This window comes from Comamonas sp. 23, from assembly GCF_049601575.1.
GTDB lineage: Bacteria > Pseudomonadota > Gammaproteobacteria > Burkholderiales > Burkholderiaceae_C > Comamonas > Comamonas squillarum.
The window spans coordinates 4,552,793-4,575,873 of record NZ_CP187127.1 but is presented as its reverse complement, the minus strand read 5'-3'; the positions used below and the strand labels follow the sequence as shown (position 1 = coordinate 4,575,873).

Annotated in this window: 20 protein-coding genes; 16 read left to right on the top strand and 4 right to left on the bottom strand. The window is 64.3% G+C overall.

The window, feature by feature from the left end; all coding sequences use genetic code 11:
- From ACPEE1_RS20635 to ACPEE1_RS20595, 9 genes are all read left to right on the top strand, one after another.
- Positions 1 to 1,014, top strand: a complete 1,014-nt coding sequence (locus tag ACPEE1_RS20635; RefSeq protein WP_116926664.1) for an ABC transporter ATP-binding protein — start codon at positions 1 to 3, stop codon at positions 1,012 to 1,014.
- Positions 1,015 to 1,034: 20 nt separating this feature from the next.
- Positions 1,035 to 1,937: an ABC transporter permease gene (locus ACPEE1_RS20630; RefSeq protein ID WP_182344868.1), complete on the top strand. Its 903-nt coding sequence runs from the start codon at positions 1,035 to 1,037 to the stop codon at positions 1,935 to 1,937.
- 240 nt (positions 1,938 to 2,177) lie between these two features.
- Positions 2,178 to 4,271 carry a BCCT family transporter gene (locus ACPEE1_RS20625; RefSeq protein WP_423934722.1) on the top strand — a complete coding sequence of 698 codons (2,094 nt, stop codon included), beginning with the start codon at positions 2,178 to 2,180 and terminating at the stop codon, positions 4,269 to 4,271.
- A 577-nt stretch (positions 4,272 to 4,848) separates the two neighbouring features.
- On the top strand, positions 4,849 to 6,462 hold the full coding sequence (locus ACPEE1_RS20620) for an amidohydrolase (RefSeq protein WP_423934720.1): 1,614 nt from the start codon (positions 4,849 to 4,851) through the stop codon (positions 6,460 to 6,462).
- A 37-nt stretch (positions 6,463 to 6,499) separates the two neighbouring features.
- On the top strand, positions 6,500 to 6,694 hold the full coding sequence (locus ACPEE1_RS20615) for a DUF2905 family protein (protein ID WP_021028510.1): 195 nt from the start codon (positions 6,500 to 6,502) through the stop codon (positions 6,692 to 6,694).
- Positions 6,695 to 6,846: 152 nt separating this feature from the next.
- Positions 6,847 to 7,872: an ABC transporter ATP-binding protein gene (locus tag ACPEE1_RS20610; protein ID WP_116926660.1), complete on the top strand. Its 1,026-nt coding sequence runs from the start codon at positions 6,847 to 6,849 to the stop codon at positions 7,870 to 7,872.
- 74 nt (positions 7,873 to 7,946) lie between these two features.
- On the top strand, positions 7,947 to 9,245 hold the full coding sequence (locus ACPEE1_RS20605; protein WP_116926659.1) for an ABC transporter substrate-binding protein: 1,299 nt from the start codon (positions 7,947 to 7,949) through the stop codon (positions 9,243 to 9,245).
- An 84-nt stretch (positions 9,246 to 9,329) separates the two neighbouring features.
- Positions 9,330 to 10,229, top strand: a complete 900-nt coding sequence (locus ACPEE1_RS20600; protein WP_116926658.1) for a carbohydrate ABC transporter permease — start codon at positions 9,330 to 9,332, stop codon at positions 10,227 to 10,229.
- The gene (locus ACPEE1_RS20595) at positions 10,226 to 11,059 is read left to right on the top strand and encodes a carbohydrate ABC transporter permease (RefSeq protein WP_116926657.1); all 834 of its coding nucleotides are present in this window, start codon (positions 10,226 to 10,228) and stop codon (positions 11,057 to 11,059) included. Before ACPEE1_RS20600 ends, ACPEE1_RS20595 begins: the two co-directional genes overlap by 4 nt.
- 170 nt (positions 11,060 to 11,229) lie before the next feature.
- On the opposite strand, the gene ACPEE1_RS20590 is transcribed toward ACPEE1_RS20595, so the two are convergent.
- Positions 11,230 to 12,381 carry an agmatine deiminase family protein gene (locus tag ACPEE1_RS20590; RefSeq protein WP_423934717.1) on the bottom strand — a complete coding sequence of 384 codons (1,152 nt, stop codon included), beginning with the start codon at positions 12,379 to 12,381 and terminating at the stop codon, positions 11,230 to 11,232.
- A gap of 126 nt (positions 12,382 to 12,507) precedes the next feature.
- Between ACPEE1_RS20590 and ACPEE1_RS20585 the strand changes: the two genes are divergently transcribed.
- The 4 genes from ACPEE1_RS20585 (at position 12,508) to ACPEE1_RS20570 (ending at position 15,905) form a co-directional block, all read left to right on the top strand.
- Positions 12,508 to 13,398: a LysR family transcriptional regulator gene (locus tag ACPEE1_RS20585; protein WP_116926656.1), complete on the top strand. Its 891-nt coding sequence runs from the start codon at positions 12,508 to 12,510 to the stop codon at positions 13,396 to 13,398.
- Between the two features lie 70 nt (positions 13,399 to 13,468).
- On the top strand, positions 13,469 to 14,104 hold the full coding sequence (locus tag ACPEE1_RS20580; RefSeq protein ID WP_423934716.1) for a TetR/AcrR family transcriptional regulator: 636 nt from the start codon (positions 13,469 to 13,471) through the stop codon (positions 14,102 to 14,104).
- Between the two features lie 56 nt (positions 14,105 to 14,160).
- Positions 14,161 to 15,162, top strand: coding sequence for an NADP-dependent oxidoreductase (locus ACPEE1_RS20575; protein ID WP_116926719.1), 1,002 nt, complete (start codon positions 14,161 to 14,163; stop codon positions 15,160 to 15,162).
- 35 nt (positions 15,163 to 15,197) lie between these two features.
- The gene (locus tag ACPEE1_RS20570; RefSeq protein ID WP_116926654.1) at positions 15,198 to 15,905 is read left to right on the top strand and encodes an SDR family oxidoreductase; all 708 of its coding nucleotides are present in this window, start codon (positions 15,198 to 15,200) and stop codon (positions 15,903 to 15,905) included.
- Between the two features lie 23 nt (positions 15,906 to 15,928).
- Here the strand turns inward: ACPEE1_RS20570 and ACPEE1_RS20565 are convergent, their stop codons facing one another.
- Both ACPEE1_RS20565 and ACPEE1_RS20560 read right to left on the bottom strand, forming a co-directional pair.
- Complete coding sequence (locus tag ACPEE1_RS20565) at positions 15,929 to 16,453, bottom strand: AAA family ATPase (RefSeq protein ID WP_423934714.1); 525 nt, start codon at positions 16,451 to 16,453, stop codon at positions 15,929 to 15,931.
- Positions 16,454 to 16,644: 191 nt separating this feature from the next.
- Positions 16,645 to 17,055, bottom strand: a complete 411-nt coding sequence (locus ACPEE1_RS20560) for a GNAT family N-acetyltransferase (RefSeq protein WP_243419373.1) — start codon at positions 17,053 to 17,055, stop codon at positions 16,645 to 16,647.
- Between the two features lie 164 nt (positions 17,056 to 17,219).
- Between ACPEE1_RS20560 and ACPEE1_RS20555 the strand changes: the two genes are divergently transcribed.
- Both ACPEE1_RS20555 and trxC read left to right on the top strand, forming a co-directional pair.
- Positions 17,220 to 18,074, top strand: a complete 855-nt coding sequence (locus ACPEE1_RS20555) for an endonuclease/exonuclease/phosphatase family protein (RefSeq protein ID WP_423934712.1) — start codon at positions 17,220 to 17,222, stop codon at positions 18,072 to 18,074.
- 68 nt (positions 18,075 to 18,142) lie between these two features.
- Positions 18,143 to 18,580 (top strand): thioredoxin TrxC, encoded by a 438-nt coding sequence (gene trxC, locus ACPEE1_RS20550; protein ID WP_116926650.1) that lies wholly within the window; start codon positions 18,143 to 18,145, stop codon positions 18,578 to 18,580.
- A gap of 91 nt (positions 18,581 to 18,671) precedes the next feature.
- Here trxC and ACPEE1_RS20545 read toward each other — a convergent pair whose 3' ends face one another.
- The gene (locus ACPEE1_RS20545; RefSeq protein WP_423934710.1) at positions 18,672 to 20,609 is read right to left on the bottom strand and encodes a PhoX family protein; all 1,938 of its coding nucleotides are present in this window, start codon (positions 20,607 to 20,609) and stop codon (positions 18,672 to 18,674) included.
- Between the two features lie 505 nt (positions 20,610 to 21,114).
- Between ACPEE1_RS20545 and ACPEE1_RS20540 the strand changes: the two genes are divergently transcribed.
- Positions 21,115 to 23,037 (top strand): PrkA family serine protein kinase, encoded by a 1,923-nt coding sequence (locus ACPEE1_RS20540; protein WP_116926648.1) that lies wholly within the window; start codon positions 21,115 to 21,117, stop codon positions 23,035 to 23,037.
- Positions 23,038 to 23,081 lie beyond the last annotated feature (44 nt).

The following is a 23,081-nucleotide window of genomic DNA, read 5'->3' as shown; positions in this document are numbered from 1 at the left end:
ATGCGCTGGCCCCACGTTTTTGCGCAGGAGGGTGATGTTGCGCTGTCGCGCGGCAGTTGGCTGCGCAGCGCTGCCGAGCCCTATGCCAGCCTGGCCGAGGCCGAGCTGGCCGACCGCCTGGTCAGCCGTGCCCACCCCATCCCATCAGCGGCACCCAGCCAGACCTTGCACAGCCAGGCTGCGCAGGCGGGCGGCGCCTTGCTGGAAGTCGACCAGGTCAGCATCGACTATGTGACCAACGAGCGCGTGCTGCGTGCCACCCACCAGGTCAGCCTGCAGGTGCATGCGGCCGAGCGCTTTGTGCTGCTGGGGGCGTCTGGCTGCGGCAAATCAACCCTGCTCAAGGCCATGGCCGGTTTTGTGCCGGTCAGCGAAGGGGCGATCCGCCTGGCTGGCCAACCGGTCGAGGGCCCCGGGCCAGACCGGGTGATGGTGTTCCAGGAGTTTGACCAGCTGCCGCCTTGGAAGACGGTGCGTGAGAACGTGATGTTCCCGCTGCTGGCCTCGCGCCGCTGCAGCAAGGCCGAGGCGCGCGAGCGCGCCGACCTCTACCTGGACAAGGTGGGGCTGAGCCGCTTTGCCGATGTGCACCCGCACCAGCTATCAGGTGGCATGAAGCAGCGCGTGGCCATTGCCCGTGCGCTGGCCATGCACCCGCAGGTGCTGCTGATGGACGAGCCCTTTGCGGCCCTCGATGCGCTGACACGCCGGCGCATGCAGGAAGAGCTGCTGGCGCTGTGGGACGAGCTGCGCTTCACGCTGGTCTTTGTCACCCATTCGATCGAGGAGGCGCTGGTCGTGGGCAGCCGCGTGGCCATTCTCTCGCCCCACCCCGGGCGCTTGCGGGCCGAGATCAACGCCCATGCCTTTGGCCTGGCGAGCGGCGGCAGCGCCGAGTTCGAGGCCGCGCACCAGCGCATCCACCGGCTACTGTTTGACGAAGACCGTGCTGGCGCGCCCACCGCCGCTAGCCTGGACAGCAGCGCAACCACTGGCTTGCGCCGCGTGGCCTGATACGAGAAACGAGACCCGCTATGGCATCCACCCCCCTGACGGCCTGGCCTGGCGCTGCCAAGGCCCTGCCACCGCTGCGGCCCGAGGCCGAATACTCGCTGCCCGATGCCCCGGCACACCTGGCGGTGCGCCGCTTGCCGCTGGCCAAACGCTTGCTCCAGCATCCGGCCTTGCGCAAGGCCATCATTCTGGTGGTGCTGGCCACCCTGTGGGAGCTGGCAGCGCGCTGGCAGAACAACGACCTGCTCCTGCCCACCTTCAGCCAGACGGCTGCGACCTTGCTGCGCGAGCTGGGCAATGGCGCGCTGCTGGGCAAGGCGGCGATATCGTTGGGCATCTTGCTGCAAGGCTATCTGCTGGGCGTGGCCGGGGCCTTGCTGCTGACGCTGCTGGCGGTATCGAGCCAGTGGGGGCGCGATGTGCTGACCACCTTGACCAGCATGTTCAACCCTCTGCCTGCAATTGCGCTGTTGCCCCTGGCCTTGCTGTGGCTGGGCCTGGGGCAGGCCAGTTTGCTGGCGGTGCTGGTGCATTCGGTGCTCTGGCCGCTGGCGCTGGCCACCTATGCCGGTTTTCAGGGCGTGCCCGAGACCTTGCGCATGGCCGGCCGCAACTACGGCCTGCGCGGCGCGCGCTATGTGCTGCAAATCCTGGTTCCTGCGGCGCTGCCGTCCATCCTGTCGGGCCTGAAGATTGGCTGGGCCTTTGCCTGGCGCACCCTGATTGCCGCCGAGCTGGTGTTTGGCGCCTCGTCGGGCAAGGGGGGCCTGGGCTGGTACATCTTCCAAAGCCGCAACGAGCTCTATACCGACCAGGTGTTTGCCGGGCTGGCCCTGGTGATCATCATTGGCCTCTTGGTCGAGAACCTGGGCTTTCACCCGTTGGAGAGGGTCACCGTCAAGCGCTGGGGTGTGCAGCGCTGACGCGGCTTGTGCGATGCGGCTGCTGTGGCCGCCCTCCAACAAACGGCCGCGCGCCGGCAGCGCTGGAAATGTAGGACATTGGCGATTGTTAAAGATTGCTGGATGTTGGGCATAGCATTTTTGCAATCATTTATTGCATACTGATAGGTTTTGCGGTGCCTGATCGTGCCCATTGGGGGCCGGCGGGCTGCTGCGGCTCGCCTGTGACAGACGGGGCGTGCTCCCAACAGGGGTGTACCTATGACCAATTCTTCTTCAGATACTGCGGTGTCGCCCGAGGCCGACGCCGCGGCCCCGGAGCCGGCTGCGCAGGCGCCGCAGGCCAGCCAGCGCTCGACCATGTCGCTGCCGGTGGTGGTGCCTGCACTGCTGGTGCTCGGCGTCCTGCTGCTCGTGTGCGTGCTGGCGCCCGATGCCGCAGACCGCCTGTTCTCTGGCGCGCAGCGCTGGGTGGTGGCCAGTTTTGACTGGTTCTATGTGATGGCGCTGAGCGCCTTCTTGCTGTTTTTGGTGGTGCTGGCGGCCAGCCGCTATGGCGATATCCGCCTGGGGCCCGATGACGCCAAGCCCGAGTTCAGCTTTGTCTCCTGGTCATCGATGCTGTTTGCCGCCGGCATGGGCATTGGCCTGATGTACTTTGGCGTGGGCGAGCCGCTGCAGCATTTCCTCAACCCGGCCACACAGGAGCCGGGCACGCCCGCCGCCGCGCGCGAGGCGATGGAGGCCACGTTCTTCCACTGGGGCTTTCATGCCTGGGCGGTCTACGGCACCATGGGCCTGGTGCTGGCCTATTTCGGCTTTCGCTACAACCTGCCGCTGACGATGCGCTCGGGCCTGTATCCGCTGCTGCGCGAGCGCATCAACGGGCCCATTGGCCACGGCGTCGATGCGTTTGCGCTGGTGGGCACCATTGCCGGTATTGCCACCACCTTGGGCTATGGCGCGCGCCAGATCGCCGCCGGCATCCACACCTTGACCGGCTGGGAAACCGAGACCTCCGGGTTCCTGGTGGCCGTCATCGTCGTGGTGGTGACCCTGGCCAGCCTGTCTGCGCTGCTGGGCGTGGACAAGGGCGTGCGGCGACTGAGCGAATTCAACATGCTCCTGTCGGTGCTGCTGCTGAGCTTTGTCATCATCGCCGGCCCCACCGCGCATATCTTCAAGGCCTTGAGCGAGAACATCGGCAACTACCTGCAGGGCCTGGTGGGAATGTCGCTGCGCACCTTCGCCTATGCGCCGTCGCGCGAGGAGGGCTGGTTTGGTGGCTGGACGATTCTGTACTGGGCCTGGTGGGTGAGCTGGTCGCCCTTTGTCGGCCTGTTCATCGCGCGCATCTCGCGCGGCCGCACGGTGCGCGAGTTCGTCATCGGCGTGCTGCTGGTGCCCACCGCGTTCAACCTGCTGTGGATGACGGCCTTTGGCAACAGCGCGATCTGGACCGACAGCCATGTGGCCGCTGCTGCACTGGCGCAGACTGCCACCAATGTGGACGCCTTGCTGTTCCGCTTCTTCGAGTACCTGCCCTGGGTCAAGCCGGTCTCGTGGCTGGCGGTGCTGCTGATTGGCGTGTTCTTCATCACCTCGGCGGACTCGGGCGCGCTGGTGGTCAACTCCATCGCTTCGCGCGGCAACCACGAGTCGCCCGTCTGGCAGCGCCTGTTCTGGTGCGTGCTGCTGGGCCTGACCTCCATCGTGCTGCTGCTCGCCGGCGGCCTGGGCGCCCTGCAGGCGGTGACCCTGGTGACCGCCTTGCCGGTGGCCTTCATCATGCTGGTGCTGTGCGTGGGGCTGTGGCGCGGCATGGTGGCCGACCTGGCCCATTACTCGCCCGACCTGGCGCCCGCCACCAACTTCTGGAGCGGCCAGCACTGGCGCAAGCGCCTCGAGCAGATCGTGCACCAGCCGCACAAGGACGATGTGCAGCGCTTCCTCAGCACCACCGTGCTGCCTGCGATGAACGAGGTGGCTGCAGAAATGCAAAAGCGGGGCTTGCAGGCGCATGTGCAAGACAGCCTGGAGGGCGATGCCGACAGCGAAGCACGCCTGGTCGTGCCGGTCGAGCAGCTGCGCGACTTTGTCTACGGCGTGCGCGCCGTGCGCCGCACCATGCCCACGTTCACCGTGCGCGAGAGCGCCGGCAGCAACGCGCGCCGCTATATGTATGAGCCGGTGACTTTCTTCGAAGATGGGCGCTCGGGCTATGACGTGCAGTACTTGCGCAGCGAGGAGCTCATCGCCGACATCCTGCGCCAGTACGAGCGCTATCTGTCCCTCAGCGCAGACAAGCGAACGCAACTCTTGAACCGGGCACCAGGGCATACGGATCCGGTGTAAGTTTTTTGTGGCCACCTTCGGGTGGCTTTTTCTTTTTGTGTCTTGTCTGGTTATGCGCTGGGGGGTGAATGCTCTGGCGCTGCTGACTTTGGCTGGGGCGCTGGCAGTCTTCGTATTGGGGTGGCGATATGGGCGCGTAGGCTTTGTTGCGGGGGCTTGCCATACAGGCGTATTGTCTGCGCCCCCGACGCCGCGCCTACGCGCCCATCTCGCCATGGATGTTGGCGGTTCAGGCGCTGCGCTTGCTGCCTGATTGCTTGTTATGAACTGCGACGCGGTGGGTTCATTCCTCGCCCTGGCGTCTTTGACTTGGTTGGTAGCGTTGGCAGTCTTTGTACTGGGGTGGCGATATGGGCGCGTAGGCTTTGTTGCGGGGGCTTGCCATACAGGCGTATTGTCTGCGCCCCCGACGTTGCGCCTACGCGCCCATCTCGCCATTGGTGGTGGTGGTTCGGACGCTGCGCTCGCTGCATGGGTGGCTGTTTTGAACAGCCAGCGCGTTAGGTTCTTTGGGTGGTTCCTGCAATCGCCGACAATGGCGGCTTCTTTGCCGCCTTTGCTTTTTGCAGCCTCTGTCATGCCTTCTTGTCTGTTCACCAACGCCCATGTTTTTACCGGTCGCAGCGAGAGCGATTTCGCCTCGGCTTTTGTGGTCGCAGACGGCAAGATTGCCTGGGTGGGGCATGTGGGCGATGCGTCGCAGCCGGCGGCCGACCAGCAGGTGGATTTGCAGGGGCGCACAGTGGTGCCGGGCTTTATTGATGTGCATACGCATCCCACCTTTTTGTCGCAGATCGTCGATGCAGTGCCTTGCACGGTGCCGCTGGTTGAAGACATTCCGGGGCTGATTGCGGCGTTGAAGAGCCACCCCAAGGCGGGGCTGGGGCCCAACGACTGGATTGAGGGCTGGGGCTATGACGAGTCCAAGCTGAAGGAAGGGCGCACGCCCACGCGCCATGACCTGGATCTGGTATCGACCACGCAGCCGGTCTATGTGGGCCGCTCCGACTGCCATTCGGGCATTTGCAACAGCCGCGCGCTGGCGCTGGCGGGCATTGGCAAGGATACGCCCGACCCCATCGGCGGCCACTTTGGCCGCGATGCCGATGGCTCGCCCAATGGCGTGCTGACCGAGCTGGCCGCCAACAGTGTGGTGCAGCGCGCCAAGGCGGTGCTGGACTACGCGCAGGCGTTGGGGAGCCTCGCGCGCACCTCGCAGCGCTTTAGCGAGCGCGGCATTGTCGCGGTGACCGACATGATGGCCTTCACCCAGCCTTTCCACCACCTCGATGTCTACCGCGATGCCGCCCAGGCCGGCTTCAAGCAGCAGGCAGCGCTGTATTTCTCCTGGGAGCCCTGCAAGGGCGACTTGTTGGCGGGGCTGCAGGCCGCGCAAAAGGAGGGCCGCATCAAGATTGCCGGTATCAAGCTGTTTGCCGATGGCTCCATCTCTGGCAAGACGGCCTGGTGCAGCTGCGCCTACAAGCACACGGGCAGCCTGTTTGGCATGTCCTTGCTCAGCAGCGCGGCGCTGGCGCAGGCCTATGCATGGTCAGTGGCCAATGGCGCGCAAATGGCGGTGCATGCGATGGGCGATGCGGCCCTGCAGCTGGTGATTGACTTCTTTGCCGATAAAAAGCCCTGGCTGCCTGCGGGCGTGCCTTCGGTGCGCTTGGAGCACGCCACCTTGCTCAAGCCCGCGCAGATTGCGCAGATGAATGCGATGCCGATGCAGTGGGGCGTGGCCACGCAGATCATCTTTATGTTTGCCGAGTACGAGGCGTATACCGAGAACCTGGTCGATTCCGAGTTTGACCAGTCCTACGCGCTCAAGACCTTTTATGACGAGATCGACCATGTGGCGCTGTCGTCCGACGCGCCGGCCACCACCTGGGCCGATCCGGACAATGTCTTTGTCTCCATCCAGGCTGCCGTGCAGCGCCGCGCCTACAACGGCGCCCCGATTGTGGACAGCCAGGCGCTGACGGTGCCCCAGGCCCTGCTGCTCTACACCGCACGCGCGGCCAGCCTGTCGCCGTTTGAGGGCCAACTGGGCCAGATCGCCCCCGGCTTTGAGGCCAGCTTTGCGGTGCTGGACCGCGATATCTTCACCGTGCCGGTTGCCGATATTGGCAGCCTGCGCGTGCAAGCCACCTGGATTGCCGGCGAGCAGGTCTACTGCGCCGCATGATGGCTTCGCGACCCATTCACCTGCCGGAGGCGCTGCGATGATCCGCTGGCTGATTGTCATTTTCCTCGCGCTGCTGCTGCTCAACGGCTTTGCCGCGCTGCTGCGCAAACTGGGGCTGGGGCGGCTGCCGGGGGATTTCGAGATTCGGCTGTTTGGCAGAACCCTGTGGCTGCCGATTGCGACGACCGTGGTGCTGAGCCTGCTGGCGGCCGGGATTGCGCGCTGGCTGTAAGCCCAGGGAGCGCCGACCACTGCTGCACCGCAGCATCTGTCATGGTTGTAAGCAAATCTCGGGGGTGGATAGACCCGCCGCCCCTGGAGCGCCTTGTCAGCTAAGGGAAAGCTTGTAAACAAATTGTCACCGTGCTTTCATACACTGGCGCGATGTCAAGCATTGAGTTACGGCAGGTTGCCAAATCCTGGGGCAGCACCACGGCGCTGCATGCGGTCGATCTGCAGATCGCGCCGGGCAGCTTTTGCGTGCTGCTGGGCCCCTCGGGCTGCGGCAAATCGACGACCCTGCGCATCATTGCAGGGCTGGAGACCGCCAGCGCCGGCCAGGTGCTGATTGGGGGGCGCGATGTGACGCAGCTGCCGCCAGCACAGCGCGGCATTGCGATGGTGTTCCAGAACTATGCGCTGTTTCCGCATCTGTCGGTGGCCGAGAACATCAGCTTTGGCCTGGCAGTGCGCAAGGTGCCCAAGGCCGAGGCCGACAAACGTTTGAAGGATGCAGCCGAGCTGCTGGGCCTGTCGCAGCTGCTGGAGCGCAAGCCAGGCCAGCTCTCGGGCGGCCAGCAGCAGCGCGTGGCGCTGGGCCGGGCGCTGGTAGCCCAGGCCCATGTCTGCCTGATGGATGAGCCGCTGTCGAACCTGGACGCGCAGCTGCGCCAGGAGATGCGAGCCGAGCTGCGCGAGCTGCAGCAGCGCCTGGGGCTCACGGTGGTCTATGTCACCCATGACCAGACCGAAGCGATGAGCATGGCCGACCAGGTGGTGCTGCTGCACCAGGGCCGGGTCGAGCAATGTGCGACCCCGCGCGAGATGTATGCGCGTCCGGCCAGCACCTTTGCGGCGCGCTTTATTGGCACACCGGCGATGAACTTGCTGCGGCTCAGCGAAGGCGCCATTGCCGGCAGCCAGGTGCAGCTACCGGTGCCAGCTGGCGCGGCATTGCTGGGTCTGCGACCCGAGGCGCTGCATTGCCTGGGGGCTGAGGGCGTGGATGCGCAAGTCATCGGCACGGAATACCTGGGCGCCGATATGGTGCTGCGCTGCGCGATTGGCAGCGAGCAGATCACCGTGCGCGCACCCGGCCAGCAGGCAGTGGCCGTGGGCCAGGCGCTGCGCCTGGCCTGGCGCGCGGAAGACATGCATTTCTTCGATGCCGATGGTCGGCGCATGGCCTGATGCAAGCCCTTTTTCTTTGACTGAACTGTTTGTGCAGCGCCTGCAGGCAGGCGCATAACCCGAGGAGTGATTCCGTGCAACGCAATATCTTTTTGAAGACCCTTGCCGTATCGGCCGTCGCCATGCTGGGCCTGGGTGCGGGCCTCGCGCATGCCGCCGATCCGCTGGAAGTGCCGTTCTACTACCCTGTGGCTGTGGGCGGCCCGATCACCAAGGTGATCGACGGCTATGCGAATGACTTCAACAAGGCGCATCCGCAGTACAAGATCACGCCGATCTATGCGGGCACCTACCAGGAGACCATCGTCAAGGCGCTCACCGCCAACAAGGCGGGCAAGGCGCCGGCCACTTCGGTGCTGCTGTCGACCGACATGTTCACGCTGATCGACGAAGACGCGATCGTGCCGATCGACGACTTTGCCAAGACCGATGCCGACAAGGCCTGGCTCAAGGGCTTCTACCCCGCCTTCATGGCCAACAGCCAGACGGGTGGCAAGACCTGGGGCGTGCCTTTCCAGCGCTCCACAGTGGTGATGTACTACAACAAGGACGCCTTCAAGGAAGCCGGCCTGGACCCGAACAAGGCGCCCGCCACCTGGAAGGAGCTGAGCGAGGCGGCCAAGAAGCTCACCAAGAAAGACGCCAGCGGCAATGTGACCCAGTACGGCATTCAGATCCCGTCGACCGGCTTTGCCTACTGGATGCTGCAGACCCTGACCACCCCCAACGATGTGCTGCTGGCCAACGAGGCAGGCACCAAGGTGAATTTCGACAACCCCAAGGTGATTGAGGCGCTGGACTTCTGGGTCAACCTGGCCAAGGAAGGCCTGCACCCCAAGGGCGTGGTCGAGTGGGGCACGACGCCCAAGGACTTCATGGAAAAGAAGGCCGCGATCATCGTCACCACCACCGGCAACCTGACCAATATCAAGGCCAACGCCAAGTTTGATTTCGGGGTCGGCCAGATTGCCGGCCATGTGCGCAAGGGGGGCTCGCCCACCGGTGGCGGCAATTTCTACATCTTCAAGAAGGCACCCAAAGAGCAGCAGCAGGCCGCCTTCGAATTTGCCAAGTGGGTGACCCAGCCCGAGCGCGCTGCGCAGTGGAGCATGGACAGCGGCTATGTGGCCGTATCGCCTGCCGCCTATGACACGCCGATCCTGAAGCAGTACGGCCAGGATTTCCCGCAGGCGCTGGTGGCCCGCGACCAGCTGCCCGTCTCGGTGGCCGAGTTCTCCACGCATGACAACCAGCGCGTGACCAAGGTGCTGAACGATGCCGTGCAGGCCGCGCTGAACGGCACCAAGACCTCGGCGCAGGCGATGAAGGATGCGCAGAAGGAAGCGGACCGCATCCTGCGCAGCTACCAGTAAAGCCGTACCCGGCGTGGCCTGCTTGCAGACCATGCCGGGCCAGGGCTGGGGCAAGGCCCCAGCCCGGTTGAGAGAACCCAACGCATGAGCGCCTCTTCCTCGTCCATTGCCGGCAGCGGCCAGCGCAGCATCCACGCCTGGTTGCTGCTGCTGCCTGCGCTGGTGCTGCTGGTGGCATTCACCCATTGGCCGGCCGTAGCCACCTTCATCGACAGTTTTTATTCCACCCCCAAGGGCGCGCGTGCGGCGGTGTGGGTGGGTGTCGAGAATTACCAGGCGATGGCCGATGACCCGGTGTTCTGGCAGGCGGTGCGCAACAATCTGTGGTTTGCGGCGGCCACGATTCCCGCGTCCATCGGCCTGGCGCTCTTGATGGCGGTCTGGGTGAACGAGCGCATCGCAGGCCGCACCTTTGTGCGCATGGCGTATTTCACGCCCACGGTGCTGCCGATGATTGCGGTGGCCAATATCTGGTTGTTCTTCTATACGCCGCAGTACGGCCTGCTGGAGCAGGTCACCGGCGCGCTGGGCCTGCCCTCGCACAACTGGCTGGGCAGCCCCTCGACCGCGCTGGGGGCCATCACCTTGGTGGCAGTGTGGAAGGAAGCGGGCTTTTTCATGATCTTCTACCTGGCTGCGCTGCAAACGCTCAACCCCAGCCTGAAGGAGGCCGCCGCCATTGAGGGCGCATCGCGCTGGTACTTTTTCCGCCGGGTGCAGTGGCCGCTGCTGATGCCGACCACGGTGTTTGTGCTGGTCAATGCGGTGATCAATGCCTTCCGCCTGGTCGACCATGTGTTTATCCTGACCCGGGGCGGGCCGGACAATGCCACCACCTTGCTGCTCTACCATCTGTATGAGGTGGGCTTCAAGTTCTGGGATACGGCCTATGCAGCGGCCATCACCGTGGTGCTGGTGGTGGTGCTCTCCAGCGTGGCGCTGTTCCAGTTCTTTGTGCTGGACAAGAAGGTGCACTACCAATGAGCCGCAGCCAAGCCCCTGCCGTCATCTACCGCCACACCTGGCTGGACACCGTTGCCGCCTGGCTGCTGGCGCTGCTGTGGATTCTGCCGCTGGCCTATGCGTTCTGGACGGCCTTCCACCCCAGCGACTACGCGATCCGCTTTGACCTGGCTGCGCCCTGGACCTTGCAGAACTTCCGCAAGGCCTGGGACGCGGCGCCTTTTGCGCGCTACTTTTTGAACACCAGCCTGCTGGTGGCCATGATTTTGGCGGCGCAGCTGGTGCTGTCCACCCTGGCGGCCTTTGCCTTTGCGCGCTACCAGTTCCGGGGCAAGAACATCGCCTTCGCGCTGGTGCTGGTGCAGCTGATGATCATGCCCGACATCCTGCTGGTGGAGAACTACCAGACCATGGCCCGGCTGGGCCTGGTCGATACCTTGTTTGCGATTGGCCTGCCGTACTTTGCCTCGGCCTTTGCGATCTTTTTGCTGCGCCAGACCTTCATGGGCATCCCCAAGGAGCTGGACGACGCCGCGCGTGTCGAAGGGGCCAGCACCTTGCAGATTCTCTGGCGTGTCTATGTGCCGCTGGCCCGGCCCGTCTACACCGCCTTTGCGCTGGTCTCCGTGAGCTTTCACTGGAACAACTTTCTCTGGCCGCTGATCATCACCAACAGCGTGGAATCGCGCCCGCTCACCGTCGGGCTGCAGGTGTTCTCCAGCGTGGAGCAGGGCGTGGACTGGTCCACCATCACTGCCGCCACCTTGATGACCTCGGCGCCGCTGCTCGTCGGCTTTATCCTGTTCCAGCGCCAGTTTGTGCAGAGCTTTATGCGGGCAGGGATCAAATAGCGGAAGGCATCAGCACGCCACCACAGCGCCGCGAGAATGTGGCGCTGAAGTTCTTTGCGGCTGTCCCTTCACTGGCCGATGCGGGCGCTGTGACAGAAAGCCTGGGCGGTGCGCTGCTGCCCAGTAACGGGTCACCCTGTCCCCGCGGCCTGCTGAGCCGCAGTTTCCGCTCAGGCCGGTTGCTGCTGCGTGGTGCAGTGGATGCCGCCGCCGCCCGCCGCGATGGCATCGATATTGAGCTGCACAATCTCGCGCCCCGGGAACTGCTCGCGCAAGAGGGCGCGGCTGTTGCGGTCAGCGCGGGTATCGCCAAACTCCGCGCTGATCACCGCGCCGTTGCAGACGTAGAAGTTGATATAGCCTGCCGCAAAATCCTTGCTCTCATACTGCGGCCGGACTTCGTCAGGCCCCGGCATGCGCAGCACCTGCAAGGGGCGGCCACGCGCGTCCGCCGCCTTGCGCAAGATGGCCAGGTGGCGCTGGGTGACCGCATATTCTGGCGAGGACCGGTCGTTGTCAACACCGGCAACCACGACCCCGGGCGCGCAGAAGCGGGCATAAAAGTCGGTGTGGCCATCGGTGATGTCGTGGCCGGCAATGCCGGGCAGCCAGATCACCTTGTCTATCCCCAGCACCCGGTGTAATTCCTGCTCGCACTGCGCCTTGCTGACGCCGGGATTGCGGTTGGCGTTGAGCACGCAGCTCTCGGTGATGATGGCGGTGCCCTGGCCATCCACTTCAATGCCGCCGCCTTCCAGGACCAGGCTGCTTTTCAGCAAGGGCACCCCTGCCGTACCGGCCACAAAGGCCGCGACCAGGGCGTCATGGCGGTGGGATTGCTTGCGGCCCCAGCCATTGAAGTTGAAATCCACCCCGGCGAGACCGCCGCCTGCCGTCTTCACAAATACCGGGCCGGTGTCCCGCATCCACAGGTCATCGATGTCTTGAACCAGCAGCTTGACCTTGCTGCCGCACAGGCGCGCGGCCAGGTCGTAGTCCTGGGCGTTGACCAGCATCTGCACCGGCTCCATCTGGGCAATGGTCTGGGCAATCAGTGCCAGGTTGGCCTGTGCGCCCGCCTTCAGCCGCCGGCCCCAGATCGCGTTACTGGCACCAAAGGCCATCCAGGTGGCAGCATGGCGCTCGCCTTCATCGGGCATGCGCCCTTGGCGGTCTGCAGCGGGCGCCGACTGCGCTGGCATGCCCACCGCGCTTCCGGCGACCAAGGTGGCGCCGGCCGAGAGAAATTGTCGTCGTTGCATGGTGGTGGCTCCCATGGGGTCGTTCGCGCCATCGCGCATCACATCTTGACCTGTCTTCATCACTTTTCCAATGGCTCCTGTTCGGAGCCGTTGCGTTGCCGAATAGTCGGACGAGGTCGCATTGTGGATCGCGTTAGGTATGAGATTAAATGATAAGATTTGTGCTAATTCATTAATATCTCTCATATGTCAGAGCCGCGTATCCCTTCGTTGAAGCTGTTGATGGGGTTTGAGGCCGCCGCCCGGCATGGCAGCTTTTCACGCGCAGCCGATGAGCTGCATGTGACCCAGTCTGCGATCAGCCACCAGGTGCAGCAGCTCGAAGCGCAGCTGATGCAGCCGCTGTTTCGGCGTGCGGGGCGCGGTGTGGAGTTGACCATCGCAGGCGAGGTGCTGCTGCGCAGCGTTCAGCGCTCGCTCACCGTGCTGCGCAGCGGCATGGAGCGCATTGGCACCTACCTCGATCCGGGCCTGGTGTCCCTGGTCTGCCCCGCGCCGCTGTTGCGCGGCTGGCTGCAGCCCCGGCTGCCCGCGTTGCATGCGCTGCTGCCCGGGCTGAGCCTGGTGCTGTCGGCCGACGAGAGCGCCCGCTTTGTCGATGAGATCGATGTGGACATTGCCATCAGCCGCAGGCCGCTGTTGCAGCCGGGCTTGGATGAGCGGCCTCTGCTGCAGGACGAATGGCTGCTGGTGGCCGATGCGGGTATCGCCCAGAAGCTGGGCCGCATCCCGCAGGAGCAGCAACACCTGCATGCCGATCTGGTGTGCCTGGAAGAAAGCCTTACTTCCGAAGCCACGGCGCCGCTTTTCCTGGGGCCGCTGGCGCAGTTCCGCAAGCGCGCCATGTATGACGATGCGCGGCTGGTGCTCGATGCCGTGCTAGCCGCGCAGGGCATCGCTTGCTTGCCCAGCCTGTTGGTGGAAGGGAGCGTGGCAAGCGGGCGGCTGCAGCTGCTGCCAGGCTACCCGCGCTTGCCGGGCACCACCTGGTGGCTGTCGGGCGTGTCTGGGCCCGCCCGTTCGGACATGGTTGCGCAGGTCTTCCAGTGGCTGGGCGCGCAAGGCCAACCACGGTGACCGTGTGCCCGGTGCTGCGCCAATGGTGCGAGGCATTTACCCTGCGATGCGCAGGGTCTGAAAATTATGTATGATGAGAATCATGCGAAATGAAACTTCCAACACCCGGGCTGCCGCCAAGCAAGCGACGCATGAGCGCATTGTGTCCGTTGCTGCCCGCGCCATCCGCCGCAGCGGCTATGGCGGCACGGGGGTGGCCGACATCATGAAAGAGGCGGGCCTGACGCATGGGGCCTTCTACGCGCATTTCGCCTCGCGCGAGGCAATGCTGGCAGAAGCTGCGCAGCTGGCGTGTGCAGAGTCTGCTGCCGCGGTGGCCGAGGTTGCGACCCAGGCAACCCCTGACCAGGCCTGGGATGCCGTGCTGCGCGCTTACCTCTCGAAAGCCCATGTGCAGCATGCCGAGCAAGGCTGCCCGCTGGTGGCCTTGGGGTCCGAGACCGCACGCCAGGCGCCGGAAGTGCGCCGCGTGACCACCCAGCACATCAAGGGCATGGTGGATCTCATCGCCCGCCAATCGCCCGATTGGGGGCAGGCGCAAGCGCATGAGCGCGCTATGGTGGCCTTGTCCACGATGGTGGGCAGCCTGCTGCTGGCCCGCGCGGTGGACGACGCGGCGCTGTCGGACAGCTTGCGCGAAGCGGCGCTTCAGCATCTGCTGCCCGCCGATCGGGCGGCAGACCTCGCACCCGGCAGCAGCGCCTAGCAGCGCGCTGCTTTTTTTTGATTTTTAATATGATGAACATCATGCGAGATAAGACCATGCAAGCGTTTGTGCTGGATCGCTATGGCAAAAAGAGCCGGTTGCGGTTGGCGCATGTCGACAAGACGCAGCCGCGCGAGGATGAGGTGCTGGTGGAGGTGCATGCCGCTGGCGTCAACCCGCTGGACGCCAAGATCCGAAGCGGTGAGTTCAAGCGCATCCTGCCTTATCCCCTGCCACTCATCCTGGGCCACGACATCGCTGGGGAGGTGGTCGAGGTGGGATCCCGGGTGCAGAAGTTCAAGCGCGGCGATGCGGTCTATGCGCGGCTCGATGATTTGCACATCGGCGGTTTTGCGCAGTGGGTTGCCGTCAAAGAGGCATCGTTGGCCCATAAGCCCCAAGGCATCACGATGGAGGAAGCGGCTTCCATCCCCTTGGTGGGTTTGACGGCATGGCAGGCCTTGGTTGACAAAGCGGCGTTGCGTCCTGGGCAGAAGGTGTTCATCCAGGCAGGCGCAGGCGGGGTGGGCAGCTTCGCCATCCAGCTGGCCAAGCACCTGGGCGCCACAGTGGCAACCACCGCCAGTGCCGCCAATGCAGCGTTCGTCAAAGGCCTGGGTGCGGATACCGTCATCGACTACAGAGCCCAGAAGTTCGAAGACGTCCTGCACGGCTACGACGTGGTGCTGCACAGCCAGCCCCGGCAGGCGCTCGGTGCATCGCTGCGCGTGCTGCGCAGCGGTGGACAGCTCATCTCCCTCTCAGGCCCCCCCGATCCCGACTTTGGCAAGGCGATCGCTGCACCCCGTCTTTTGACGTGGGTGATGCGGTGGCTGAGCGCAGGCATCCGCGCAAAAGCCAAGGAGCGGGGTGTGGGCTATTCGTTCCTCTTCATGCAAGCCAGTGGCGAGCAGTTGCGCGAGATCGCCGCGCTGATCGAGTCGGGCGCGGTCCGTCCGGTGGTGGATCGCGTTTTTCCCTTCGAATGCACCCCTGAAGCGCTGGCCTATGTCGAGGCCGGTCATGCCAAAGGCAAAGTCGTTATTAAGCGCCCGTGAGCGCTCTTTCAACCTCGGTAAACGTGGAGATTCCCATGAAAATTGCTAACGCTGTCGTTCTTGTCTCAGGTGCCAACCGTGGCATCGGCCAGGCCTTTGTGCGCGAGTTGCTCGCCCGCGGTGCCCGCAAGGTCTACGCCGGTTCACGCGATCCCGCCAATATCAGCCCCCAAGCGGGGGTGCATCCGCTGCGGCTGGATGTCAATAACCCCGAGGATGTGGCGGCGGCCGTGGCGCAGGCGCCCGATGTGACCCTGGTGATCAACAACGCCGGCATCGCCCAGCCGGGAGGCTTTCTCGCCGAAGACAGCGAAGCGGTGGCTCGCCGCATCTTCGAGACCAATTTCTTCGCGGTGCTGCGCATGAGCAAGGCCTTTGCGCCGGTGCTGGCGGCCAATGGCGGTGGTGGCTTGCTCAATGTCTTGTCGATTGCCTCCTGGGTGAATGGCAGCGAACTGGCCGCCTATTCGGCGAGCAAATCGGCCGCCTGGTCGCTGACCAATTCGCTGCGCTACGAACTGGCCGCCCAGAAGACGCAGGTGCTGGGCCTGCACATGGCCTATGTCGATACCGACCTGACACGGGGGCTGGATGCCCCCAAGTCCAGCCCGGCCGACATTGTCAGCCGCACGCTCGATGCGCTCGAAGCGGGGCTGGACGAGGTGCTGGCCGATGACCTGACGCAGCAAGTCAAGCGCGGGATGACGGCGGATCGGCCGAGCTATCTGCCGCAGCGTTCTTAAGCTCTGGCCACCGGCAGCGCCTATCAGCGGTGCAGCACCAGCTGAAAGCCTTCTGACGCTGAAGGCGCTGCAAAGTGCTGGCTGATCAGCTCAAACTGCGCATCGCTGGTTTCAAATGGATGCTCGCCAGACGCATTGCGCACCCGCAGGCGGCGCTTGCATTCCTCCTCGGGCACCTGGAGCCAGTGCAGCGCATGCGGGGCACCGGCTGCCTCAAAAATGCGGCGCGCCCAGGCGCGGGTGGCGGGGGTGTTCGATGGAAAATCCAGCACCACCGAGGTGCCGGCCTGGAGCAGCGCCACGATGTGGGGCTGCATCGCGCCCCGCAGTCGTTCAGACAATCGGACGTAGTCCTGGACCGAGACCAGCGCATCCGGGTAGAGCTGGGCGAGCCAGGCGTCTTCGCTGACCAGTACCGTGCGGGGCTGCGCCGCGAGCTGCCGGGCCAGGGTGGACTTGCCGGAGGCGATCTTTCCGCAGAGCAGGTGCAGGGTGCCGGCATCTGGGTCTCTATCGGCAAATGTATCAGGCGCTTGGCTAGTGTTCATTCCGTCTCCTTCGAGGAAACCCCAGAGACGGAAAACCCACCTCCAGGGTGGGTTGCATGGTGACCTGGCCGCGCGCTATCCCACCGTCGGTATGACGATGCGAATAATTCGGGGGGTGGTGCACAGGGCCATCTGCGCAATGTAGCAGAAGTAAGAACAGAAGGCCGGACAGCGTGCAGCGCTGCGTAGCGTCAGGCGCGCCGCTTGGTCAGGCGGATATCGCCATCGCCCACATCGCGCTCATCGCCCCAGCCCAGGTGGCGGTAGAGGCGCGCGGCGCGGCTGGCTTTGGCTGTCTCCAGCCAGGCTGCTTCATGCTGCGCCAACAAGGCCTGCTCGCCGGCCCGGCACAGCGCGGTGCCCAGACCCCGGCCTTCGCAGCCGCTGCGCACAAACAGTGCAAACAGGCAGGCACTGCGCAGGTCCACCATCGCAAAGCCGGCGACCTCGCCATCGATGGTGGCGACCCAGGCGCAAGGGGCGCTGCGAATAGCCTCGGCAATGGAGGCGGGCGTGATGCCGGCGGCGGCCAGTTCTGCGCTGGTCATGCTGTTTTCCGTGACCGCCAGGCGCACCTGGAACATGGCGTCGACGTCGCCCACGGTGGCAGGGCGGATTTGAAAGGAATCTGGCTGGGGGTTGCGCATCGCCCGACTATAAGCGCGCAGGGGCTGGCTTTGGCTGCAGGCATGGCAAACGCATCGCCGCTGCTGCACAATCACCGGCAACTGCGCCAGCGGGCGCGGCTATCCACAGAGTTTCCCACATGCAAATACTGAGCTGGAATGTGCAATGGTGCTGCGGCCTCGATGGCCTGGCCGATCCGGCGCGCATCGTGCGCCATGCGTTGGCGATGGGCGAGGGCGGCATCGATGTGCTGTGCCTGCAGGAGGTCGCGGTGGGCCACGGCGCGTTGGCGGGCGCGCCGGGTGACCAGGTGGCGCAGCTGCAGGCGTTGCTGCCGGGGTGGCAGCTGTTTTTTGCCGCCACCACCGATGGCTTTGATGCCAGCGGCCAGCGCCGCAGCTTTGGCAATCTGGTGGCCAGCCGCCTGCCGGTGGCCGAGGTGGCGCAGCACCGGCTGCCCTGGCTGGCCGAGGTGGGTGTGGTGAGCATGCCCCGGGGCTGCTTGGTGGTGACGGTGCGTGACCCGGCGCTGGGGCTGGTGCGCGTGATGTGCACGCATCTGGAATACCACAGCGCCAGCCAGCGCCTGGCGCAGGTGCAGGCCTTGCGGGCGATCCATGCCCAGGCTCTGGCGCAGCTGCAGGCGCTGCCCGCTGCGGCATCGGCTGCCACGCCCTACACCACGCCGGTGCACACGCCGCACGCGGTGTTGTGTGGCGATTTCAACCTGCACGCCGGTGAGGCGGCCTATGCCGCGCTCGTGGCCTTGCAGGACGATGGCACGCCGCTGTGGCATGACAGCTGGCCGCTGCTGCATGGCAGCGCGCCGCAGCCGGCCACCTTCTGTGTGTTTGACCGCAGCTGGGGCCCCACGCCGGTGGCCTGCGATTTTGCGCTGGTCAGCGACAGCCTGCGCAGCCATGTGCGGGCCTGGCACAGCGACAGCACCACGCAGCTGTCCGACCACCAGCCGGTGCTGATCACGCTGACTTGAAATATGCGGCACCGGCCTGCAACTGGCGTTTGCATCGCTGCCTATGATGGGCAGCAGGAGAGTGCCCCATGACCGAAGACAGCCTGCACATTGTGTGCCCCCATTGCCATACCACCAACCGCGTGCAGCGCGCGCAGCTGGCCCAGCAGCCCGATTGCGGCAGCTGCCACCAGCCCTTGTTCACGGGCGAGCCTGTCGCGCTGGATGCCGACAGCTTTGCCAAGCAGCTGGGGCGCAACCACATTCCCGTGGTCGTGGACTTCTGGGCGCCCTGGTGCGGCCCCTGTCTGCAGATGGCGCCGGGGTATGCGCTGGCTGCCAAGCAGCTCGAACCCCGGCTGCGCTTTGCCAAGCTCGATACCGAGGCTTACCCGCATGTGGCCCAGCCCTTCAATATCCGCAGCATTCCGACCATGGTGGTGTTCAAGGGCGGCCAGGAGGCGGCCCGCATCTCCGGCGCGTTGCCGCCCGCTGAGATCGTGCGCTGGCTGCAGTCGGTCTTGTAAACGCACTGCGCCACGAAAAAATGCCATCCGTCGGGATGGCATTTTCTTTTTGAAGCGAGCGCGTGAGTGGCCACACGCTCTCTGAACCGTTTTACAGCTTCACAGCTTGCGGCGTACCGGTCAGGTAACCCACCGAGGCGCCAAACTTGTTCTTGTAGTTCGCATTGATCAGCGGATCGAGCTGGTCCTTGATCTTGGCGTGCAGCGCGCTCCAGTCACCAGGGTGCTGGAAGTTGCTCATGATGTAGGTCCAGCCGTTGGCCTCGTCCACCGCGTGCAGGCCGGTCGATTCCGCGCCGGCAGGGGTCGACAGGATGCGCGAGAGCTGCTTGGTGTCGGCGTTGTAGGCCCACAGGAAGTTGTTCACATGGTTGCCGCTGTCTTCGCCGATGAACAGGGTGCGCATCTTTTCGGAGAACTTGAGGTTGTCCGGGCTGGCGATCTTGTCGGGGTTGGAGGTGTTGCCCAGTGCGTCGGCGGCAATGTCCTCGCCCATCATCAGCATATGCGATTGCTGTGGCACCCATTCGCTGTTGATGGGGGCGCCCTGGCGGTCCTTGATGCCGCCGCCCAGGTTGTGGGCCAGCACGCCGCCGGCCTTCACGGTCTTGGGGAAGGTCACGTTGTGCTTGGCATTCCAGGCCTTGTCACCGTTGATCATCGAGGTCTGGATGTTGGCCAGTGCCGAGTAGGCCACCTTGTCCTTGATGTTGACGGTGGTGCCTTCCATCTTGGTGAACGCCATCGAGCCGCCCACCAGGTTGGCATAGCGGTGGGTTTCGAGGAAAGCGGCTGCCTTTTCCATGCCGGGCTTGAGCTTGAGCCAGGCGGCCTTGCCGTCCAGGAACACCGCGGTGTAGCTGGCATCCTGCGGGTCGGTGGTCAGCGACTCCATGATGTCGGCCGGCTTGAGGCTGTTCGCCAGCGCTTCGATCTCGGCGCTGGTGGCGTGGCCCAGGTGGATCCACTCCATCTTGGCGGTCGAGGTGTCGGTCAGCACTTCGGTGTAATGCGCGACGTACAGGTTGCCAGCGGACAGGTCTTTTTCCTTGTCGGCCACGAACATGAACAGGCCGCCGTTGGTGTAGTCATCGCCCATCAGCGCGGTGCGGTTGTCGGGCATCACATGGATCAGCTCGTGCGAGATGCGACCCAGGCAGTAGTGCTTCTTGACCGTGCCGGTGCCGTCCTTGTTGACGGTGATCTCGGGCAGGTGGCCGTAGTGGTAAGGGTTGGCCGTGGTCTCGTTGCCGTACACGTGCTTGCTGAAGGCCTTGAACTGGGCCGAGCTGGCAGCGGTGAAGGCATCGGGCTCGTACTCTTCGCTGGACAAATGGGTGTTCCACGGCGAGAGGCTGGCGCCGCAGGTGATCCACAGGCCATGGGCCTTGGACATGTCGACGTTGTGGTACTTGACCAGGCTCAGCTTGCCGGTGTCCTGGTCCTGGTCCAGGGTCAGCACGGCGATGGGCGAGGGCAGGGTGCCATAGGCATCGGCGCCCGACTGGTCCTTGGAGGTGTACTCGAACTGCACCACGGCAAACACGGGCTTGCCCTTGACGCCGTCGACCTTGGCATCGGCGACCTGGATGATCGAGGAGCCATCGGGGCAGTCAGAGAAAAACTGCCGCTCGCTGCCGGCCACGGACTTGTCCATGATGGGCTGGTTGTTGATGTCGTAGTAGCCACCCGCCAGGATCTTGCCGCCCTTGCCGTCCGCCACCATGTCGCCGGTGACAAAGAAGGATTGGTAGGCTAGCGCCACTTCGCGCTTGCTGTCGTCGGCGTAGAGGATGGTCATCACCGCGGTGGTCGAGGTGGTCGCCATCGCTGCGGGGTTGGTCAGGTTGGGCGCTGCCATGTTGGAGAAGCTCACCGACTTGAAGGCCGCCGTCGGGCCATCGTCATCACCACCGCCGCCGCAGGCGGTCAGCAGGCCTGCTGCAGACAGGGAGCCGGACAAGGGCAGCAATGGTGCGCTGCCCAGAAATTGCAAAAGACGGCGACGCGAGGTCAGCACTGCGCTCATATCGGTAACTCCGTGGGGTGTTATGTAGTGTTTGGATGCACCACAGAGGCCCATGAGAGATCCAGGCCAACATACTCTGTGGTGCGCACGGAGTATCGGCGGCGACCGTGGCAGAGGCGTGACGCTGCTGTGTCGTTTTTATGACGATGAAGTCAAGGCGTGTTGCCGTCTTGCGCCACCCAAGTCAGGTGCTGCGCCGGTGTGCGGCACGCGTTGGCGCACCGCCCTTCGAGGGGGAGGGGCGTGTTTCCGAGGCCAGCGCGGCGGCTAGCGCGGTAAACAGAAATATTGCCTGCATTGTGGTCATCCGTGTGTAGGACATGTGATCTGGTCAAAGCGCCGCTAAGGTGCTAAAACCAAGTCACGATAACGGTTGCCTAGGGAGGCTCTGCAAAACCCTCGCCAAATGGTATGGCCGCATTTTCGCCATGGCAGGGAGTTTTGCAGAGGGGTCCTAACAAGTTTGCGGCACGGTCTGCCCCTTGGGTGCCGCCACGGAGGTCGTATGGATGTGATCAGCAACTCTGCCGCCCGCTACGTGCGCCTGCGCGAAGAGGAAATGTCGCTCGACGAGTTTCTTGCTTTGTGCCAGCGCGACCCGATGGTCTACGAGGGAGCGGCACACCGCATGCTGGCCGCGATTGGCGAGCCCGAGATGATCGACACGCGCAACGATCCGCACCTCTCGCGTCTGTTTGCCAACAAGATGATCCGCCGCTACCCGGCGTTTGCCGAGTTCTATGGCATGGAAGACTCCATCGAGCAGGTGGTGAGCTTCTTCCGCCATGCCGCCCAGGGCCTGGAAGAGCGCAAGCAGATCCTCTACCTGCTTGGCCCCGTCGGGGGCGGCAAGAGCTCCATCGCCGAGCGCCTGAAGTACCTGATGCAGAAGGTGCCGTTCTACGCGCTCAAGGGCTCGCCGGTGAACGAGTCACCGCTGGCGCTGTTCGACCCCATCGAAGACGGCCCGGTGCTCGAGGAGCAGTTCGGTATTCCGCGTCGCTGCCTCAACCATGTGCTCTCGCCCTGGGCTGTCAAGCGCCTCGATGAATACGGGGGCGATATCCGCCAGTTCCGCGTTGTCAAGCGCTACCCCAGCATCTCGCGCCAGGTGGGCGTGGCCAAGACCGAGCCGGGCGATGAGAACAACCAAGACATTTCCAGCCTGGTGGGCAAGGTCGACATCCGCAAGCTGGAGAACTACGCCCAGGACGATACCGACGCCTACAGCTACTCGGGCGGCCTGTGCCTGGCCAACCAGGGCCTGCTGGAGTTTGTCGAAATGTTCAAGGCGCCCATCAAGGTGCTGCACCCGTTGCTGACCGCAACGCAGGAGGGCAATTACAAGGGCACCGAAGGCTTTGGCGCCATCCCCTTTGATGGCATCGTGCTGGCCCACAGCAACGAGAGCGAGTGGAAGGCCTTCCGCAACAACCGCAACAACGAGGCATTTTTGGACCGGGTCTACATCGTCAAGGTGCCATACTGCCTGCGGGTCTCGGAGGAGGTACGCATCTACGAAAAGCTGATCCGGGAATCGTCGCTCGCCAGCGCGGTCTGCGCGCCCGGCACGCTCAAGATGATGGCGCAGTTTGCCGTGCTCACACGGCTCAAGGAGCCCGAGAACTCCAGCATCTTCAGCAAGATGCAGGTCTACGACGGCGAGAGCTTGAAAGACACCGACCCGCGCGCCAAAAGCTACCAGGAGTACCGCGACTATGCCGGCGTGGACGAGGGCATGTCGGGCATCTCCACCCGCTTTGCCTTCAAGATCCTGTCCAAGGTGTTCAACTACGACAGCACCGAGGTGGCGGCCAACCCAGTGCACCTGATGTATGTGCTGGAGCAGCAGATCGAGCGCGAGCAGTTCCCCGCCGAGCTGGAGACCAAGTACACCGGCTACATCAAGGAATACCTGTCGCCGCACTACGCCGAGTTCATCGGCAAGGAAATCCAGACCGCGTATCTGGAGAGCTACAGCGAGTACGGCCAGAACATCTTTGACCGCTACGTGACCTACGCCGACTACTGGATCCAGGACAGCGAGTACCGCGACACCGACACCGGCGAGGTGTTCGACCGCAATGCGCTCAATGCCGAGCTGGAGAAGGTAGAAAAGCCCGCCGGCATTGCCAATGCGAAAGACTTCCGCAACGAGATCGTCAACTTCGTGCTGCGTGCGCGTGCCAACAACCAGGGCAAGAACCCCAGCTGGACCAGCTACGAGAAGCTGCGCCTGGTGATCGAGAAGAAGATGTTCTCCAACACCGAAGAGCTGCTGCCCGTCATCAGCTTCAACGCCAAGGCCAGTGCCGAGGATGCACGCAAGCACGAGGACTTTGTCACCCGCATGGAGGCCAAGGGCTACACGCCCAAGCAGGTGCGCCTGCTGTGCGAGTGGTACCTGCGTGTGCGCAAGAGCAGCTGAAGCAAAGATAACGGCGCGCCGGCACCGAACGCGCCGGGTCATGG

Excerpts from the sequence above, each read along its gene's own strand:
- ACPEE1_RS20545 (WP_423934710.1), bottom strand. The coding sequence starts at position 20,609 with ATGAGCGCAGTGCTGACCTCGCGTCGCCGTCTTTTGCAATTTCTGGGC.
- ACPEE1_RS20570 (WP_116926654.1), top strand. The coding sequence starts at position 15,198 with ATGAAAATTGCTAACGCTGTCGTTCTTGTCTCAGGTGCCAACCGTGGC.
- ACPEE1_RS20585 (WP_116926656.1), top strand. The coding sequence starts at position 12,508 with ATGTCAGAGCCGCGTATCCCTTCGTTGAAGCTGTTGATGGGGTTTGAG.
- ACPEE1_RS20595 (WP_116926657.1), top strand. The coding sequence starts at position 10,226 with ATGAGCCGCAGCCAAGCCCCTGCCGTCATCTACCGCCACACCTGGCTG.
- ACPEE1_RS20565 (WP_423934714.1), bottom strand. The coding sequence starts at position 16,453 with ATGAACACTAGCCAAGCGCCTGATACATTTGCCGATAGAGACCCAGAT.
- ACPEE1_RS20575 (WP_116926719.1), top strand. The coding sequence starts at position 14,161 with ATGCAAGCGTTTGTGCTGGATCGCTATGGCAAAAAGAGCCGGTTGCGG.
- ACPEE1_RS20555 (WP_423934712.1), top strand. The coding sequence starts at position 17,220 with ATGCAAATACTGAGCTGGAATGTGCAATGGTGCTGCGGCCTCGATGGC.
- ACPEE1_RS20635 (WP_116926664.1), top strand. The coding sequence starts at position 1 with ATGCGCTGGCCCCACGTTTTTGCGCAGGAGGGTGATGTTGCGCTGTCG.
- trxC (WP_116926650.1), top strand. The coding sequence starts at position 18,143 with ATGACCGAAGACAGCCTGCACATTGTGTGCCCCCATTGCCATACCACC.
- ACPEE1_RS20610 (WP_116926660.1), top strand. The coding sequence starts at position 6,847 with ATGTCAAGCATTGAGTTACGGCAGGTTGCCAAATCCTGGGGCAGCACC.
- ACPEE1_RS20590 (WP_423934717.1), bottom strand. The coding sequence starts at position 12,381 with ATGAAGACAGGTCAAGATGTGATGCGCGATGGCGCGAACGACCCCATG.
- ACPEE1_RS20625 (WP_423934722.1), top strand. The coding sequence starts at position 2,178 with ATGACCAATTCTTCTTCAGATACTGCGGTGTCGCCCGAGGCCGACGCC.
- ACPEE1_RS20580 (WP_423934716.1), top strand. The coding sequence starts at position 13,469 with ATGATGAGAATCATGCGAAATGAAACTTCCAACACCCGGGCTGCCGCC.
- ACPEE1_RS20615 (WP_021028510.1), top strand. The coding sequence starts at position 6,500 with ATGATCCGCTGGCTGATTGTCATTTTCCTCGCGCTGCTGCTGCTCAAC.
- ACPEE1_RS20630 (WP_182344868.1), top strand. The coding sequence starts at position 1,035 with ATGGCATCCACCCCCCTGACGGCCTGGCCTGGCGCTGCCAAGGCCCTG.
- ACPEE1_RS20540 (WP_116926648.1), top strand. The coding sequence starts at position 21,115 with ATGGATGTGATCAGCAACTCTGCCGCCCGCTACGTGCGCCTGCGCGAA.
- ACPEE1_RS20620 (WP_423934720.1), top strand. The coding sequence starts at position 4,849 with ATGCCTTCTTGTCTGTTCACCAACGCCCATGTTTTTACCGGTCGCAGC.
- ACPEE1_RS20600 (WP_116926658.1), top strand. The coding sequence starts at position 9,330 with ATGAGCGCCTCTTCCTCGTCCATTGCCGGCAGCGGCCAGCGCAGCATC.